The following is an 18,052-nucleotide window of genomic DNA, read 5'->3' on the forward strand; positions in this document are numbered from 1 at the left end:
GGGTTTGCTACAGCCTGGCAGTACGATCTATGCCATTGATACCAACAAAGATGCCCTAAAGGCTATTCCGGCTGTGTACAATCAGGTAAAGATTGAAACTCATGTCTTTCACTAGTTTATCAGGTTCGACTGTTGACGATTGACATGACACAATGGTGGGCCTGGGTTATTCTGTTCTTTGCGGAGGATTTCAGCTACTACTGGTTTCATCGAACCAGTCACAGCAGCCGGTATTTCTGGGCTTCGCACGTGGTTCATCACTCATCAATGAAATACAATCTGGGCACAGCGCTACGCCAAACCTGGACAGGCAACCTCTCAGGCGCCTTTATTTTCTGGCTTTGGTTACCACTGGTTGGGTTTTCACCAATAGCCATTATGACTATGATGTCCATTAGTCTACTTTATCAATTCTGGATTCATACCGAACTTATCAACAAGTTTCCAAAACCAATTGAGTTTATTTTCAACACCCCCTCGCATCATCGGGTACACCATGGCTCCGATCTGGATTATCTGGACAAAAATCACGCGGGTGTTTTAATCATCTGGGACCGTATGTTCGGCACGTTTGAACTTGAGCAGAAGCGACCTACCTATGGCCTCACCACCAATATTGATTCCCATAATCCAGTCCGAATTGCCTTTCATGAATGGGTATCTATTGGGCAGGATATTCGACGGGCAGGCTCAATCCGCGCGGCATTGGGCTATATTTTCGGGCCTCCTGGCTGGAGCCACGATGGATCACGGCAAACAACGAAGCAACTTCGGGCAACACAAAAAGGGCTGGCCAATCAGGAACACAAACAAGGCTCTGAAGTTACCCCTGTTTGATTTCTGATTAGCCAGCCCTGTATTCTGCCAGCGATGTGAGTTAAAAGAACCGTGTATTGGTCGTGAAGTTCAGCAACTGCTGTGACTGAAAAACGTTGTTTAGCAAGTTGATGTTATTCAACTGCGCCTGTTGATAGGTCCGAATTTTGTCTAAATAATCGAGCAAACCAATTGAACGGGCGTTGTAAGCCTTGGTTGCTTCTATTGAAATGTTCTGTATACGGTCCAGATAACCGTTGGGACGGGCGCTTAATTCACTATAGTATGTGTTGAGTTTGTCATAGGCATTCAGCACATCGCTTTGTACCACAGTCTGCTGATTTTCCAGTCCGCTCGTAACACTTTTCAGCGTTGTTTCTGCCGATCGGATAGCTCCCTGATTTCGATTTCGAACAGGCAAGTCCATGGCTAGTTGAAACCCGGTGAAATTATCGTAAGCGCTGCTATATTTCTCAAAATATAAGCCCGTTGTTAGGTCTGGTGTGCGCCGGGCCTGCTCAAGTGTCAGGCTGCGTTGGGCATTATTTATCTGTTCCTGCGACAATGCCAGATCGGGCCGATTAGCTTGTGCCGAGTCAAGGGCAACGGCTAGTGCAGGCGGATTCGTTGCAACAGTAGGCAAGTCGGTAGGCATTATAAATGTTCTGGCTGGCTGACGTAATAATATGCGTAAGGTGGCTTGCTCGTCGGCAATTTGGGTGCGATAATTTGCGCTGTTGGCCTGGAGATCCCGCAGAGCTACTTCAAGGCGAGTTACTTCATAAGGGGCCACTCCACCCGATTGCACCGCAATTCGATAGGATTCGAGCAGGCGTTGTTGCCGGGCAAGCTCATCCTCAAATAACTTTAGCCCCTGCAAATCATAATACAGATTGGCGTAGGTTGAATAAAGCTGGTAGTGCAGCGTCCGTAGTACTTCACGAAACGCTAATCGGGCCAGTGACCGATTACTTTCGGCGAGTGCCACTAACTTATTACGTTTACCAGCGAGCAGAATAACCTGTTGAATTTGTACTGCATAATAGCCGCTATTATATTGGCCCGCGTCTTTATCGGCTTGAGAGGGAGGAGCATATTGCAAAAAACGATGCGTTTGCGGGTTATATAAATTACCCTGAAACCACAGATTAGGGTTTGGTCGTAAACCCGCCTGCGTAATGGCTGCGTCGGCAATGTCAATCTGGTAACGCTGAGCCAGCAACTGAAAGTTACGATCCAGAAATTGCTGTTCAAGCTGAGGTAAACTTTGCCGAATGGTATCGGTTACAGAAACGGTAGGCTGCGCAAATACAGATACGGTTCCCAGCCAGAAAAGAAGGAAGCCGATCATGCAGCTAGTAACTAATCGAAAACGGAACATACGTTAAAAACAGAATAGCCTAAACTGGCTGATGTGCCCGCAAGTAGTTCCGCAATGGTTAAGGGGTTGTTAAAGGATTATTAATTCTTTCTTAAAAATCGATTGTTTGCACGGGCCGAATAGGGAATTCTAACCGTGAAGGCAATTTTCCGGTTAGTAGGCATTATGGTTGCTGCTTTTCTCGTTGCCTGTTCACTTTTGGTAGCCCAGCCCGACTCAACGGCTCCGATCGATTCAGTTCGGGCAAAACATCCGGCTTTGAAACCAGCGTTTAATCTCGATTTTCGGGATTCTTTTCTCGAAAGTCAGCATGTCAATGTATTGGGAGTAAATGCGGGGTTTACCTATGGTCGTAAACGCCATCAAGTAACGCTGGGTTATTATTGGATTAATTACGCTACCTACCTGCGACTTATCGACTGGCGACGAAATGCCGCCCAGCGCATTAATCTCGCCTACTATACACGTACCGATATGTGGTTTACGAGCCTTATGTATTGGTGGAATCTGACTAATAATAAACGATGGCTGGTCAGTCTACCTGTTGAACTCGGCGGTGGGGTTGCTTATGCGTTACCGCTTAATCTGAGCCAGAATGTTCAGGTTGATCGGTCACGACGGGATTTTTTCGTACCGCTCCAGATTGGTGCCTACGGACAATGGCGGGCAACGCGTTGGGTTGGCTTGAGCGCCCAGATCGGCTACCGGATTTCCGTCTTCCAAACGGCTATTAACCAGAATTTCAATGGGAGTTATTATAGCATTGGTGTATCAATTTACCCGGCATTGGCGACAGATATCTGGCGGTGGGTACGAAAAAAAGACCGAATTTCGCCTTTGCACCCACCCCAGCCCCGCAAACCATGAGTAGCCATAGAAAGCCTGGTTCACCCCGAATAACGCTGCATCAAGTTATCATGCTCGTGTTATCGGTCTATGTTGTTCTGGCCTTGCTTATTCGTGAACTGGTACCAATGCATGAGCAAACCCGGCAATTGCTCGACCAGATCGACACGGGTATCTGCCTGTATTTTCTCTACGATTTTTTCCTCCGGCTCTATCAGGCACCTAACAAATGGAAATTTCTTCAATGGGGCTGGATTGACTTACTAGCCAGCATTCCCGCTCTCGACTGGTTTCGGCTGGGGCAGTTGGTACGCGTATTCCGAATCCTGCGGATGGTTCGTTCGTTTCGATCTATCCGTGACTTCCTGAATTACCTTTTCCGCAACCGGGCCAATGGTACGTTGGCGGTTGTGCTACTGAGTTCAGTCCTGCTCATGATTTTTGGGGCGGTAGCCATTCTTTACGCCGAACGCGTACCCGAAGCCAACATAAAAACACCTTCCGATGCTCTCTGGTGGGCATTCGTAACCATCACTACAGTTGGCTATGGCGACAAATTCCCCGTCACAACATTCGGGCGACTCATTGCGGCTGTATTGATGGTTGCCGGCGTTGGGCTGTTTGGAACGTTTACTGGCTATGTAGCCAACTTTTTTGTGGAAGATGAGCAGGAACAAACCGACAACGACATGAAAATCCTGATCAGCGAAGTTCGGAAACTACGGAAGAAAATTGAAGAGCTGGAAAAGAAAGTATCGTAAGTTATTAGTGATGAATGACAAAGCAACTCTCACACTTTCATTAATTGTTTGATCCTTGACTGATAAGCCTGCAAATAATTTCTTTTCGTGGTACTGTTGAGAAAAGAAGCAGCTACTAATTTTTCTACCTTTTCTGACTGTGATAACATCAACGTCAACATATCATTAAATACCTTTTCACTAATTCCAGCGTGTTCTGAAAGTATAGCAAATTGTTTGCTGATTTTTCCCTGAGCTAATTTGGCAGGCAATAATCCATCATCCAAAGCAAAGTCTTTATCATCTATATGAATACGGCTATTCAATAGATCATAGGCTGGACTTAGTCTATAATCTCCCATTGGCGTTTCAAGCAACGAGAAGTTTTTCAAATGAGCATCGCCATTTGAAAATAAATAATTAAATAAAAGGATTTTTAACAGCTTCGGCACTTCCAGTTTATACGCCGGCAAATAAGCTTGCATTAATTGAAATAACTCTAAATAACTTCCCAAATATTTGTAATGTTCTCCATGAGTTTGTGGAGTTCTGGCAGCTAAAGATGCAAAATCATCCTGAGCTATTTTTGTGCCTCCTTCGTTTACATCAAAGCGCTTAGTGATGTAGGCGGGTGTGCCATTTTTAAAGAATATCAATGCATTTTCAGCCGTTTCAATACCATATACCTGACGGGCAATTTGCATGGTTAAGTGCTCGTTTGCAGGCATTTGGTCTGTTTTTTTTCCTGAGCTCGGAATTGGCTTTAGTATATATGTTCCCCGTTCTCCCTCGTTGATAAGTCTTAGCTTATTTTTTTCCAGCAACATAGAGAATTTTTCCTGTACTCCTGAAATAGATATGCGTTTTCGATTTTCGTCAAAAATCTCGCCTGTTTCTGGATTAGATGTGGGAGAATCGTAGGGCAATACATGATTCACTTTCCTACTATAAAAAACTCTATTCAAACAGGTCTTGCTGTATGTAGAAAAGCCTTCAGCCAATGTTCCCGGACAATAGTTTATTTGAGGGATAGTCATAGCTCTTCTAGTTTAATAACTCTAACTGCGCCAATTGTATCATTTTTTGCAGTCGCCATCAACAATCCAAAATAATCGTCTTTGTCTATTCTATTATACGTACAAACTACTCGTTTGTTAGATCCTTCTGGAAGCATATTATAGAAAAATGGAAACAAGTAGTTGGAATGATATTCTTGCTTATTTTTAGGTAAAGTAAGACTTATTCCTGGCTTATCGCTTTGTGTGTACCAAGCATCATAATAGCGAAATGTAAACGTACTATCATCGTGCTGGCTTAATATACCTGCTGCTTCATCTTTAAATAATACGTTTGCTTTCCTCATTTGCCAGTAAATACATTTTTAATCTTTAAGCAAACCTCCATGCCCAATACATCGGCTAACTTTTGTAAAGTCTGTAATGTAGGATTTCCTTTTCCACGTTCAAATTGTTTTAACGTTCTTAAGCCAACGCCCGATAACTCAGCCAAGGTTTCCTGCGTTACCTGAAGCAATTTCCTCCGCTCTTTTATAGTTTTTACTAACTCATCAATGTGCATTATAATGCTCTTTTTATCGCAAAAATACAAAAAGCATTACTATTTACAATAAAAAGAGCACTATAATACACATAAGGCGCTCTTTTTTAAGTTCAGCAGTTAACCTCGTTAAAGAATAAATTTAAAATCACCTTCCCTTCACCAAACTAGCTGGTAAATCATACAGCAGCCAGGTTTTGTTTTCGATGGCCGGTGATTTCTGGCGGATCAGATTTATGAAATCTGTAATGCCCAGGGGTTCGTTACCGTTGGCATGAATGAGGACTAAACTGCCCTGTTTGGGCTGCTGATTTTTGGCTAACCAGGCATCGCTGCCGATGGGCAATAACCCAAAAGCCAGTACCCGATCAAAGACAGCTTTATCGGAGACGAGGCCTGGGAAGCGGAAGAATATAGACGGCGTCAGGCCATTTTTGAGCATAGCCTGCTCGTTTAGCAACACTTCATCATTTAGATTAGTGGCTCCTTCGAGCAGGAAATTCATCGGCAGCGGCAACCGGGGATTATACCGATGATGGTACGAATGGTTGACCCACGTAATGTCCAGATCACCCCGACTAACCAGGTTTTTCAGGTAAGCTAAATCCGCCTGATGGCTCTCCATCCAGAGCCCTGTAATGGTAATGGTAACTGGAATCGGCTTCTCTTCGGGCTCAAACGCACGAATCAGTTGCTCAAATACCGAACGAGTTAATGGTTTGGTGGATGGACAAAGATCAATGGTCAGGCTGAAACCACGCTCGGTTGTATCGGCACGCTCGATGCCGGCATCCTGCAAATTGTAGTCCCGCGTCTGCTCTAGCTGAAGTATTCGCGCATAGGGCGTTTGGCTAAGTTGATCCAGCACACTCGTCCAGGGTAATGCTCGAACACTGGCTGGCGGAAGATTGACAACAGCCGTTTTGAGAGTATGCGGATTGAGCGTTAGGTAACGAGTTTGACCGCTCTGCTTCCACTGCCGCAGGATGACCTGATGCGGTTGCGGGTTGGTCAGCCCAAAAAATACGCGATAGTCTGTTAACTGTCCGAGCGCATGGAGGCTGCTCAACACGAACAAACTTAACACACACAAAAAACGATTCATCTCTCGTCTAGAACCCAGTAGCCGTGTACGATGTGGAGACAATCCGATTCCAGTCGGGGTGGCGTTTGAGGTAGGCCGAAACGAATGGGCAAAGCGGCACAATGGTCAGGTTGTGTTGCTCAACATACTCTAACACCCCTTCTACTAACGTCGAGCCAATACCGTGTCCTTCTAAACTTGGATCAACTTCCGTATGGACCAGTGCAAGCGTTTCATCATTTACCTGTTGGTATTCCACAAAGGAAATCTTACCCTCTGTTTCCAGTTCAAATCGGTGCCGGTGGGTGTTGTTATGAATGGTGCTCATGTTCATTGGGGTTTATGTTCTCTCTCTACGCAAAAAAAGGGCTAGTTGTTCAAATGAAGGATCGTAATTTGCGATTGACTTTCGTACAAATGCTGCCATGAACCGCCTTGACCGCCTGACTGCCATCCTGATTCATCTGCAAACCAAGCGGGTTGTTCGCGCCCAGGAGTTAGCTAAACGCTTCGATATCAGCCTTCGAACGGTGTACCGTGATATTCGATCGCTGGAAGAAGCCGGTGTTCCCATTGGGGCCGAAGCCGGTGTCGGCTATTTCCTGACCGACTACCACTTACCGCCCGTCATGTTTACCAGTGCCGAAGCCAGCGCACTCCTGTTAGGTGGCAAGTTAATTGAAAAATGGGCCGACGAGTCGATTCGTACCGAATTTGAGTCGGCACTTTTTAAAATAAAATCGGTATTGAAGCGCACGGATCAGGAGCGATTAGACGATTTGGAAGCGCATATTCACGTGGCAGCACCCAGAAGCCGCCAGCCGTATTCGGATGGATTATTGACGCACATTCAGCACGCCATCGCCCAGAATCAGGTTCTTTTACTCCAGTATCATTCACAATACAACGATACGGAAACAGAACGCGAAGTCGAGCCGGTTGGCCTGCATCACTACCGCATGGGCTGGCATCTGATCGCTTTTTGCCGTACTCGTCAGGATTACCGCGATTTTCGGGTGGATCGTATTCGTCAGCTTACTAATACAGGGCAGCGATTCGCTCGTCCCGAACGCCTGTCTTTACAGGAGTATATTGATCGGATGGGGGCAGACTGGCCGGTAGATAACGCGACCGTTTTATTCCCGAAGTCGGTTGCCCGGTTCATGCAGGAACAGAAATACGCCTATGGCTTTGTCAGCGAAGACGACCTCGGCGACTACTTTCGGGTAAATTTCCAAACGCCTTATATAGAAGGGCTGGCCCGTTGGCTGCTCATGTACGGCAACTCGATAACCATTGAGCATCCTGAATCACTACGAACGATGATGCAACAACTGGCCGATGAGCTACAAACGCATTATTCAGCTCACCCTGTCATTGGCTAGAACCTTACTGACATACTGTTGTCAGTAGACGCCCTGATCTTCGCTATCATTATCAGTCAACGACCATGCGCAACGACCTAATCGTATCTCAATCCATCGACATTACTGCCAGTGCATCCAGAGTCTGGGAAGTGCTGACAACCCCTGACCTGATCAAGGAATACCTGTTTGGTACCGAAACCGTCACCGACTGGAAAGTCGGCAGCGAGATCATCTTTCAGGGCGAATACGAAGAACAAACGTATCGGGACAAAGGTGTTATCCTCGAAAACGTACCCAATAAGCTCCTTAGTTACAGTTATTGGAGCGGCTTTTCCGGCGCAGAAGATAAGCCCGAAAACTATTCGACAATCACTTACACCCTAAGACCCGAGGGAGACCATCAAACCGAATTTACCTGGACGCAACAGGGCTACACCACCGAGGAAGGCTATAACCACTCGGTAAACGGCATGGGCGCGTTTCTGAAGCAGATCAAGGAACTAGCGGAGCGGTAAAACTTTTGTCATTAGTAGTCAGAAATGGTCATTGATTGTCAAGTATCGCTATCAAACAATCCTTGACAATCAATGACCATTTCTGACTACTAATGACAATTTATTTAAACGCTGGAATACCCGTAATTTCCGCCCCCAGAATCAACAGCTGAATGTCGTGCGTACCCTCATAGGTACTTACTGATTCGAGATTCATCAGGTGACGCATAATCGGGTACTCGCCCGAAATGCCCATGGCACCCAGAATCTGGCGTGCTTCACGAGCGGCCCGCAATGCGATTTCAACGTTATTGCGCTTAGCCAGCGAAATCTGTGCTACTGTCGCCCGGTCTTCGTTTTTGAGCGTACCCAATCGCCAGCAGAGCAGTTGCGCCTGCGTAATATCGGTCAACATCTCAGCGAGCTTCTTCTGCACTAATTGAAAGCTGGCAATTGGTTTATTGAACTGAATTCGTTCGAGGGCGTATCGTCGGGCAACTTCGTAGCATTCCATAGCGGCTCCCAAAGCACCCCAGCAAATACCGTAACGGGCTTGTTCCAGACATTTCAGGGCGCTCTTTAGACCGTAAGCCTCGGGCAGTATATTTTCCTTAGGCACCTGTACATCCCGAAAAACCAGTTCGCCCGTACTGCTCGCCCGTAGCGACCATTTGTTATTGATTTCGGCAGTTGTAAACCCTTCCATGCCCCGTTCCAGAATCAGGCCCCGGACTTTTCCGTGATCATTTCTGGCCCACACAATCGCGATATCGGCAATGTTGGCGTTGGTGATCCAAAGCTTTGACCCGTTGAGCAAATAGTAATCACTACGCTCGATAAAGCTGGTTTCCATTCCACCCGGATCAGATCCATGGTTCGGTTCTGTCAAGCCGAAGCAGCCTAACAATTCACCTTTCGCCAGTTTAGGCAGGTATTTTCTCTTTTGTTGCTCCGAGCCGAAGGTGAAAATCGGGTACATCACCAGCGAATTTTGCACCGACACGCACGAGCGCATACCCGAGTCGCCCCGTTCAATTTCCTGCGTCATCAGTCCGTACGAAATCTGGTCCAGTCCTCCCCCACCGTATTCAACGGGAATGGTAGCCCCAAAGGCACCAATCTGTCCAAACTTCTTGACGATATGCTCAGGAAATTCAGCCCGTTGGGCGCACTCTTCGACAATGGGCGTAATCTCACGTTTCACGAACGTACGAACGGCCGACCGAACTAATTTGTGTTCGGCCGTGAGCAGATCATCAATACAGTAGAAATCCGGCGACTCAAAGGAGTCAACCTTATTTCGGGGCGGAGTTAGGGAGGGGGCTTGCATAGGAGTTTAACAGTAAAAGGGCTCGCTTGTTGTAGGAATGGCTATTTTTGTCAATTTAAAGAGGATAGCTTAGAGGCACCAAGAGTAGTTTTCTTGCCCAATGACGGTATAAATTAGCACGTATGAAAATCCATATTTTCGGCGCTTCGGGTTCGGGGGTAACTACGTTAGGAAATGCCCTGGCTGATCAAACCAACTTGCCCTATTTTGACACGGATTATTTTTTCTGGGAACCATCCGATCCGCCGTTTACGGTTAAGCGAAATCCTACAGAACGCAACAATCAGTTGCGTAGCGAACTACAAAAACATAGTAGCTGGATCGTTGGTGGCTCGTTAGTAAGCTGGGGCGATGAGTGGATCTCCGCTTTCGATGTAGCCGTTTTTGTCTGGATACCACCCGATATTCGAATCGATCGGTTGCGAAAAAGAGAGTTTGCCCGGTACGGAAACGTGATTTATGAGAACGAACATCGACATAAATTATACGAAGAATTCATTGACTGGGCATCAGGCTACGACGATCCATCATCAAGCAGACGATCATTGGTCGTACATGAAAACTGGATGCAAAAATTGACCTGCCCAATTCTCGAATTGCGTGGAGATTATTCAGTTCAGGAGCGATTAGAAGCCGTGATAAAGCGACTGGCCGCATACGAATCATAGTTAAAAAGACTGGCCTCTACGCTTTAGCGTCTATGTCTACTCTGCTCATTGATAGTCGCAAAACCCGCACCTACGATGCCATTGTCATCGGCTCGGGTATGAGTGGCGGCTGGGCCGCTAAGGAACTTACTCAACGTGGACTTCGTACGCTGCTGCTGGAACGGGGTCGGGAGGTCAAGCACGTAACCGATTATCCGACCGCCAACCTGAACCTCTGGGAGTTAGAACACCGCGGGCAGGTACCACTCCACATTCGGCAGGAATACTCGATTGCCAGTCGAAACTATGCCTTCCATGAAGATACGATGCACTTTTTCGCCAAAGACAGCGATCAGCCCTATGTGCAGGAGAAGCCGTACGATTGGATTCATGGCTATCAGGTGGGTGGTCGGTCACTGACCTGGGGCCGACAAACGCAGCGGTGGAGCGATTTCGATTTTAGCGGTCCGGCCCGCGATGGTTTTGCCGTTGATTGGCCCATTCGCTACGCTGACATTGCGCCCTGGTATAGCCATGTTGAAAAATTTGTGGGTATTACGGGCAATAAAGACGGTCTGGCTACCCTACCCGATGGCGAGTTTCTGCGACCCCATGAAATGTCGTGCGTGGAGACCTATTTTAAGAAGCAGGTCGCGTCTCATTACACTGATCGGCATGTTATTATCGGCCGGGCAGCTCACCTCACAGATCCTCAACCGATTCATTATCAACAAGGTCGCGCAAGGTGCCAGCACCGAACCCTTTGTGAACGCGGTTGTCCATACGGTGGCTATTACAGTAGCAATGCCTCCACCATTCCATGGGCGCTTCGTACGGGAAAACTCACGCTCCAACCCGACTCAGTCGTCCATTCTATCATCTACGACGAGAAAACTAATAAGGCAACGGGCGTTCGGGTCATTGATGCCAAAACTCACCAGATGACCGAGTACTATGCCCGCATTATTTTCGTGAATGCATCGGCGCTGCACACCAACTTGATTCTGTTGAACTCGACCTCTAACCGGTTTCAAAACGGATTAGGGAATGACAGTGGGTTGCTCGGCACACACATGGCATTTCATAGTTATCGGGGACGGGTTACGGCAACCTACGATGGCAACCTTGACTCTACCACCGACGGTCGCCGACCGAATAGCAGTTATATTCCCCGTTTCCGAAATGTTCATAAGCAGGAAACCGATTTTCTGCGTGGCTATGCCGCTACGTTCTATTCGTCAAGAGCGGAGCTTCAAAATCAGGAAGGCGTTGGCGCATCCTTGAAACAGAATTTGCTCAATCCTACCCTGGGCGATTGGCAGGTGGGTTCGGCAATGATGGCCGAAACCATTCCCAAAGCCAGCAGTACCGTACGACTTGATTCGGTGTTGAAAGATAATTGGGGTATCCCGCAGTTGCGGGTGTCGGTAGGTTACGATGAGAACGACGAGAAAATTCTGAAGGATTTCTTCGGGCAGTTTACCGAGATGTACACGAAAGCAGGCTTCAAAAACATTCGCACGCAGGATACCGGACGATTACCCGGCAGCGAAAACCACGAGATGGGGGGCGTTCGGATGGGTCATGATCCAAAAACATCCTTACTGAATCGCTGGAATCAATTGCACCACTGCAAAAACGTTTTCGTGACCGACGGTGCCTGCATGACCTCAACCAGCACCCAGAACCCATCTTTGACCTACATGTACATGGCCCTCACCGCCAGAGCCGCTAACTACGCTGTGAAACAGATGAAAGCGTTAGCGTTGTAGAGTTTTGCGCAATGTATTGACTTGGTCCGACCAGCCCTGTAAGGGCGACCTGTCAATAGAAAACACAGAGCCAGCCTTTTTCAAAGCGCCGTAGGTGCGGCCTACATCAAGGCAAAATAGGTCGCACCTACGGCGCTTTGGGTAAAATTTAACGCCCATTTCCTATTAACAGATCGCCCTTACAGGGCTTCAATGTGCTCGAAAAGAGGTATATATACTCTTGGTGAGGACACAGACCATGGACCCACCACTAATCGTCTGTTTTTGAGATTTCTCCTGCGTCGAAATGACAAAAAATAACCTACCGCTTACTCGTAGCAGAACTTGCAGCCGACGAACCCTGGCGTAACAACCAGGTTGCCAAGTCTTTAGCGGCCTGGAAATTTTGGTAGATCGCCGGAATTTTACGCCCGTCGACATACTCGTTGTATAACCAGGGGTCGCCTACAGCAAAAACGGTTCCTTTCCCTACTTTGGCAACGCCCATAATTACATTACCCGCGTCGGTTACAGCAGCTTTAGCAGGAGCCTTGACATCAAGGGGCGATAATTCTTTAATATAGACCGTTCTGGTTTTCGGGAAGATTGCGTTTCCAGCCGGTATACTAATTTTGCCCTGCTCAAAATGATCTCCCTGAACCATGTTCCGGTTTTTGGGCAGGAATTGCATCCCAAATCGGGCTGCCAGTTGGTTAAAGTGCTTGTGCTCACAGTTTGAGGTATCGTTGGCCATCAGCACGAGTGTACCACCGGATTGCACCCAACTGGCGATGGCATTGATATCGGCCTCGCTCACGTAGTTAGGCTTTGGCGTTTCTTTAGGTGTATCGGGATCAACGATGATGTATACATCGGCACCTTTCAACGAAGCCGCCGTGGGAGCACCTTCTATCGTCGTCGTTTTAGCTCCCAGATTGTTAAAAATAGTCTTCCACCAGAAAAACCCTGAATGCTGATGGTCATCCCAGGTATAGTGAAATGGCTCCTGCTCAACCGATCCATCAGTATGGGTATAGCCCTTCCGGAATTCATGGTTAAAGTAGTTATCGACGGCAACTGTTTTCCCTTTACCAAGGCCGTTTTCGGCAGCTATCTCCATTTCAACGCTGGCCATAATAAACGGACCTACGCCTTTCAAATCATCCTGACGGATGGGTTCGCTCAGGTAATACTCGTAGCTACCATCGCGGTAAGGCGTGCCACCCAGTCCGCCAACAACAACGGTTTTCTCTAGGTGAATCAAGCCTTTCGCATCGGTTGAAATGAAGGTTTTCAGCATACCATCATAACCTTTGTGGGCGGCAGCCATCATCGAAGCAGGCAGATACCCCATCCGAACACCCTTTGCCAGGGCATACACGAACATGGCGGAACCCGAAGCTTCGAGGTAGTTCCCTTTGTCGCCCATGCGATCGGTTACCTGATACCAGCAGCCCGATTTGGGGTCCTGGTACTTCACCAGAGCGGGCATAAACCGTTGCAGAATAGCCACCAACTCGCCCCGACGTGGATTCGACTGCGGAATATAATCCAGCACATCGACCAGCGCCATAGCGTACCAACCCATAGCACGGCTCCAGAAATTAGGCGAGTTGCCCGTTTTGGGGTTGGCCCATTTCTGCTCCCGACTTTCGTCCCAACCGTGATAGATAAGGCCCGTTTTCTCGTCGCGGGCGTGTTTTTCCATCCATACAAACTCATTGATCACGTCATCATAATGCTTGGTACCCGAACCGTCGGACGGCCCATATAACGAGTTGTATTCGACAGCGAATGGCTCCGCCATATACAGGCCATCGAGCCACATTTGGTAGGGGTACCGTTTTTTGTGCCAGAAGCCCCCCTCTTTGGTGCGAGGCTGTTGCGTCAGTTGCTTATGCAGCAGATCAGCAGCTTTCCGATATTTTTCCTTACCCGGTAATGACTGCTGAGCAAGCAACAACAGCGACCGGCCGGGCGTAATGAAATCAAGGTTATAGTCCTCCAGTCGGTAGGTACGAATGTCGCCATCGGCAGTTACGTACCGGTCCATTTGTTTCTGGATGTAGTTGAAATAGCGATCGTCGGCGGTGCGGTACCAGACCTGCTTAACCCCCTCTAACAGAACGCCCGTTTCATATTCCCAATGAGCAACGCCTTTGGTACCATCTTCTCGTTTATACGAAATGGAGTCGGGGTTGCTGGCCATGATAGAGGCAACCATGCGCTGAGACCAGGGCGTCTGCGCCAGCAAACATTGGCTGAATAGCAGCAAAACGCCTAAGAAGCTTCCTTTTGTTGTCATGTTGTCTTTTTTGATACTAGTAATAGCGGGTTAAGTACTCAGCCTACGTTACGTAGCGTTTTAGTGGGTTACTGTTCAAAGCGATCGTCTAAACAGTCGGCCTCTTATCTTAATAAAGGAAATAGATAGTCAGACTAAACCTATACTCTTTTCCTGGCCAATAAATTTTCAACTAATCGAAAAGAACCCAAATCAGCCTACCCCTGTTACCAATGGAGCAATTTTAAGTACTTTCGCCTATTGTTCTGCCCGATAGCCATGACGGCTGGTAGAACAGTCCATTTTACCATGATTCATCAACTTTCGCTTGCTTTACCACCCGAGCTAGCCCTGAATGAGCAGGCTTTTCGGAATCAGGTATTGGCACAGCTTGATTTACCCGATACAGAAGACGTTGTTGTTCGGAAACGTCGACAGTCCATCGATGCCCGCAACCGACAGGTACGGGTGCAGGTGGAAGCTGATGTATTTGCCGGTGAAGCTCCTCCCCAACTCATTCAATACAAAAAACCACAAACTGACGTAAGCCGTGCCCCACAAGCGATTGTGGTAGGTGCCGGACCAGCTGGATTATTTGCCGCCCTTCGATTAATTGAACTAGGCATTAAGCCCATTGTGCTCGAACGGGGCAGCGATGTACGCGCCCGCCGACGCGATCTGGCAGCCATCAACAAAGACCATATCGTCAACCCTGAATCGAACTATTGCTTTGGAGAAGGGGGGGCAGGTACTTATTCCGACGGCAAGCTCTATACCCGATCCACCAAACGGGGCGATGTTAGGCGCATTCTAGAAATCTTCGTTGCACATGGAGCTACCGAGCAGATTCTGGTTGATGCGCACCCACACATTGGCACGAATAAACTCCCGAATGTTGTCGCCGATCTCCGCGAAAGCATCCTGCAAGCCGGGGGCGAAGTTCGGTTCGACACCAAGGTGACCGACCTAATTCTGACTGATCATGAATTAAAAGGTGTTGTTCTCGCGAATGGAGAAACCGTAACGGGCATTGGGGTTATTCTGGCAACGGGGCACTCGGCTCGCGATATTTTTTATCTGTTACACGACCGCAACGTTCGTATCGAAGCGAAGCCGTTTGCTATGGGCGTTCGCATTGAGCATCAGCAGTCGTTGATCGATCAGTTTCAATACCATCGGCCCGATCGGGGTGATTACCTACCGGCGGCTTCCTATAGTCTTGTTACCCAAACCCGGTTTAAAGGGGTAGAACGGGGCGTATTTTCGTTTTGTATGTGTCCGGGTGGCTTTATCGTTCCGGCGGCAACTGCCCCCGGCGAGTTGGTTGTCAATGGCATGTCGCCGTCCCGTCGCGATTCGCAGTACGCCAATTCGGGACTGGTTGTAGCTATTGCTGATGAGGATTTACGGCCTTATGCCGATGAAGGTCCTTTGGCAGGGTTGGCTCTACAGCAGGATCTTGAGCGATGGGCCTGTACGATGGGAAATTTAACGGCAGCAGAACATTCTCAGACGGCACCCGCGCAACGCATTGTCGACTTTGTGGATGGCCGCGTCTCGAATGAGTTACTGTCTACCTCCTACCAGCCGGGTCTGGCATCGGTCGATATGGTGGATGTGCTGCCCGATCACATTGCTCAACCGTTGCGACAGGGCCTGCGCGATTTTGGCAAAAAGATGCGCGGTTACCTCAGCAACGATGGCCAAATCATTGGTGTCGAAAGTCGAACGTCATCGCCCGTTCGTATTCCGCGTGATCGGGAAACCTGCGAGCATGTGGAGGTGAAGCGGTTATTTCCATGTGGCGAGGGTGCCGGTTACGCAGGCGGTATTGTATCGGCCGCCATGGATGGTGAACGATGTGCAGAGGAATTAGTTAAGCTGTATAAGTCACGTTAGTATGGGTTGTTTATTCCGAATAATTCTGGTAATCGTTTGTCTATATCCTTCCTTGTCAAGATCGCAATCTTTATCAGATTGGGCTGGACCGGCCCCACAGAAGCATAACTTGAAAGGCCAGGTCAAATTGATTACTCAGGTACAATCACCAATAAAAAACACAAAGGGAGACTGGTTTGACGGTCCTTCCGGACAGAATTATTCGGAAGAATACACGAAGCTGGGATTACTCCTGAAACGCATTTCCCGTGATGATTACAACAAACCAACTGTGGCTACTCATTACGAGTATAATGCCAAAGGGCAGATCACTGGTTTTTGGGAGGAAACGTTAGAATCAAACCCTCTGTGGGGACCTACAGGAGGGCGAATTGATTACGAATATGACCCAAAAAAGTACGGCTATATTATGCGGGATAAGCGAATCATTATGGGAAAACCCATGTATAGGCGAATTGAAACATCCATCGATTCATTGAATCGAATTGCCATACAGCGTGAATATAAACAGGATACCCTGCTCGTTAGAGAACAAAGGCATAAGTGGGATATACACGGAAATAGTACAGAAGATATAATACGTTCTCGTAATCAACCGGATGATCGAATCAATCCCCGAGATACATCACTCAATAATTTCTTACGGAATGAATTCAGTATCGAGTTGTCGGAGACAGAGAAGACGTTACTTGAGAGATCATTAGATAGCATGATGCACAAAAAAGATAGCCTGCAAAAGCTTCAGCCAGAATGGAGTAACTTCATAACAAACGTTAAGAATAAGTATGATAATCAGGGAAGGTTAATCCGTAGTGAATCCCATTCCACTAATCAATTCACCGAGATTGTTAGTTTTAGTTACGATACAACGGCTACCCAGGTAATACGGCAATCATATAACAAAACAGGAAACTTGATTTCAGAAACCATTAGCCGTCAACATCCCATCCATAAGTATATTTTATCAGATACCAGCCGTCATAAGAATGGAGATAAATGGGAAGAAAAAATATATAATTACAATTTCGATAACGTTAAAAGTCCAACCTACCAATTCAAGTATGACGATCATGGCAATTGGATCGAGCGAAAGCAAATTGATGCCAACGGCAAACAAATTGGAGTAGCTTTAGTACGTACAATCGAGTATTATCCATAAACTGTTGCGCTTACCAGATTTTCCTATTTCCTAAACACCCAAAATCGAGCTTATCCGAACCAGTCAATGTTGCAAACATCCTTCCATACTTTTGCTGAAGACCTTCACCAGCGGCTGCAAAAGCCACTTCCAGGCGAACCTGCCCACCAGAAAATGGCATCAGCAGCTCGGTATCGGCAGGGTGTTAAGCCCAATGAGCGAACGCGTCGGTCGGCAGTGTTGATTTGTTTTTATCCGTACCAGAACTCGATTTATTTACCCCTCATTCTTCGCCCTCAATACGATGGTGTTCATGCTGGCCAGATGGCGTTTCCAGGGGGACGCATGGAACGGATTGACGAAAACCTGACGCGCACAGCCCTGCGCGAGGCACAGGAGGAAGTGGGCATCAGGGTATCCGATGTGAAAGTGTTGGGGCTGCTGACGGAGTTATTTATTCCGCCGAGTAATTTTTATGTACAGCCTGTCGTCGGCATTCTCCCTTACCGTCCAGACTTTTACCCCGACCCACGCGAAGTCGAAGCGGTTGTAGAGGTAGACCTGGAAACCCTTGTCGACGAAACTATTGTTGGTGATAGCCAGATTGAAGTCCGTGGGATGCTAATAGACGCCCCATTTTATCAGATTCAAGGCTACCGGGTCTGGGGAGCCACAGCCATGATGATCAGCGAGTTGTTGGTAATACTGGACGCTTAAT

At 47.7% G+C, this 18,052-nt stretch carries 18 protein-coding genes; 10 read left to right on the forward strand and 8 right to left on the reverse strand.

The genetic code is table 11. The features are described from left to right. Nucleotides 1–144 precede the first annotated feature (144 nt). Nucleotides 145–837: a sterol desaturase family protein gene (locus ACYVGO_RS17915; RefSeq protein ID WP_460970432.1), complete on the forward strand. Its 693-nt coding sequence runs from the start codon at nt 145–147 to the stop codon at nt 835–837. A gap of 40 nt (nt 838–877) precedes the next feature. Here the strand turns inward: ACYVGO_RS17915 and ACYVGO_RS17920 are convergent, their stop codons facing one another. Continuing rightward, a complete protein-coding gene (locus tag ACYVGO_RS17920; protein WP_460970433.1) occupies nt 878–2,167 on the reverse strand; it encodes a TolC family protein in 1,290 nt (429 codons plus the stop codon). A 165-nt stretch (nt 2,168–2,332) separates the two neighbouring features. On the opposite strand from ACYVGO_RS17920, the gene ACYVGO_RS17925 reads away from it, so the two are divergent. Together ACYVGO_RS17925 and ACYVGO_RS17930 are read left to right on the forward strand one after the other, a co-directional pair. Continuing rightward, on the forward strand, nt 2,333–3,064 hold the full coding sequence (locus ACYVGO_RS17925; RefSeq protein WP_460970434.1) for a hypothetical protein: 732 nt from the start codon (nt 2,333–2,335) through the stop codon (nt 3,062–3,064). Then, nucleotides 3,061–3,804, forward strand: coding sequence for an ion transporter (locus ACYVGO_RS17930; protein WP_460970435.1), 744 nt, complete (start codon nt 3,061–3,063; stop codon nt 3,802–3,804). Before ACYVGO_RS17925 ends, ACYVGO_RS17930 begins: the two co-directional genes overlap by 4 nt. A gap of 29 nt (nt 3,805–3,833) precedes the next feature. On the opposite strand, the gene ACYVGO_RS17935 is transcribed toward ACYVGO_RS17930, so the two are convergent. The 5 genes from ACYVGO_RS17935 to ACYVGO_RS17955 all read right to left on the reverse strand — a co-directional run bounded on the left by ACYVGO_RS17935 (nt 3,834) and on the right by ACYVGO_RS17955 (nt 6,752). Then, complete coding sequence (locus ACYVGO_RS17935) at nt 3,834–4,820, reverse strand: type II toxin-antitoxin system HipA family toxin (protein WP_460970436.1); 987 nt, start codon at nt 4,818–4,820, stop codon at nt 3,834–3,836. Continuing rightward, nucleotides 4,817–5,146: a HipA N-terminal domain-containing protein gene (locus ACYVGO_RS17940; protein ID WP_460970437.1), complete on the reverse strand. Its 330-nt coding sequence runs from the start codon at nt 5,144–5,146 to the stop codon at nt 4,817–4,819. Before ACYVGO_RS17940 ends, ACYVGO_RS17935 begins: the two co-directional genes overlap by 4 nt. Continuing rightward, nucleotides 5,143–5,361, reverse strand: coding sequence for a helix-turn-helix domain-containing protein (locus ACYVGO_RS17945; protein WP_460970438.1), 219 nt, complete (start codon nt 5,359–5,361; stop codon nt 5,143–5,145). The genes ACYVGO_RS17940 and ACYVGO_RS17945 overlap by 4 nt, the downstream gene beginning before the upstream one ends. 127 nt (nt 5,362–5,488) lie before the next feature. Then, nucleotides 5,489–6,445 (reverse strand): polysaccharide deacetylase family protein, encoded by a 957-nt coding sequence (locus tag ACYVGO_RS17950; RefSeq protein ID WP_460970439.1) that lies wholly within the window; start codon nt 6,443–6,445, stop codon nt 5,489–5,491. Between the two features lie 7 nt (nt 6,446–6,452). Next, a complete protein-coding gene (locus tag ACYVGO_RS17955) occupies nt 6,453–6,752 on the reverse strand; it encodes a GNAT family N-acetyltransferase (RefSeq protein ID WP_460970440.1) in 300 nt (99 codons plus the stop codon). A 97-nt stretch (nt 6,753–6,849) separates the two neighbouring features. On the opposite strand from ACYVGO_RS17955, the gene ACYVGO_RS17960 reads away from it, so the two are divergent. Further along, a complete protein-coding gene (locus ACYVGO_RS17960) occupies nt 6,850–7,809 on the forward strand; it encodes a helix-turn-helix transcriptional regulator (protein ID WP_460970441.1) in 960 nt (319 codons plus the stop codon). A gap of 65 nt (nt 7,810–7,874) precedes the next feature. Beyond that, nucleotides 7,875–8,306 carry an SRPBCC family protein gene (locus ACYVGO_RS17965; protein WP_460970442.1) on the forward strand — a complete coding sequence of 144 codons (432 nt, stop codon included), beginning with the start codon at nt 7,875–7,877 and terminating at the stop codon, nt 8,304–8,306. Between the two features lie 100 nt (nt 8,307–8,406). On the opposite strand, the gene ACYVGO_RS17970 is transcribed toward ACYVGO_RS17965, so the two are convergent. Next, nucleotides 8,407–9,615, reverse strand: a complete 1,209-nt coding sequence (locus ACYVGO_RS17970) for an acyl-CoA dehydrogenase family protein (RefSeq protein WP_142772158.1) — start codon at nt 9,613–9,615, stop codon at nt 8,407–8,409. A 122-nt stretch (nt 9,616–9,737) separates the two neighbouring features. Here ACYVGO_RS17970 and ACYVGO_RS17975 point away from each other — a divergent pair, with 122 nt between their 5' ends. Together ACYVGO_RS17975 and ACYVGO_RS17980 are read left to right on the forward strand one after the other, a co-directional pair. After that, a complete protein-coding gene (locus ACYVGO_RS17975) occupies nt 9,738–10,283 on the forward strand; it encodes an ATP-binding protein (protein WP_460970443.1) in 546 nt (181 codons plus the stop codon). 32 nt (nt 10,284–10,315) lie between these two features. Beyond that, nucleotides 10,316–12,034: a GMC oxidoreductase gene (locus tag ACYVGO_RS17980; RefSeq protein WP_460970444.1), complete on the forward strand. Its 1,719-nt coding sequence runs from the start codon at nt 10,316–10,318 to the stop codon at nt 12,032–12,034. 301 nt (nt 12,035–12,335) lie between these two features. Here the strand turns inward: ACYVGO_RS17980 and ACYVGO_RS17985 are convergent, their stop codons facing one another. After that, entirely contained in the window at nt 12,336–14,318 is a 1,983-nt protein-coding gene (locus ACYVGO_RS17985) for a DUF4350 domain-containing protein (protein WP_460970445.1), read from the reverse strand. 288 nt (nt 14,319–14,606) lie between these two features. Here ACYVGO_RS17985 and ACYVGO_RS17990 point away from each other — a divergent pair, with 288 nt between their 5' ends. The 3 genes from ACYVGO_RS17990 (at nt 14,607) to ACYVGO_RS18000 (ending at nt 18,051) form a co-directional block, all read left to right on the forward strand. Further along, nucleotides 14,607–16,196: an NAD(P)/FAD-dependent oxidoreductase gene (locus tag ACYVGO_RS17990; protein ID WP_460970446.1), complete on the forward strand. Its 1,590-nt coding sequence runs from the start codon at nt 14,607–14,609 to the stop codon at nt 16,194–16,196. A gap of 127 nt (nt 16,197–16,323) precedes the next feature. Beyond that, a complete protein-coding gene (locus tag ACYVGO_RS17995; protein ID WP_460970447.1) occupies nt 16,324–17,355 on the forward strand; it encodes a hypothetical protein in 1,032 nt (343 codons plus the stop codon). A gap of 66 nt (nt 17,356–17,421) precedes the next feature. After that, nucleotides 17,422–18,051 (forward strand): NUDIX hydrolase, encoded by a 630-nt coding sequence (locus tag ACYVGO_RS18000; protein ID WP_460970448.1) that lies wholly within the window; start codon nt 17,422–17,424, stop codon nt 18,049–18,051. Nucleotide 18,052 lies beyond the last annotated feature (1 nt).

This window comes from Spirosoma migulaei, assembly GCF_054776855.1.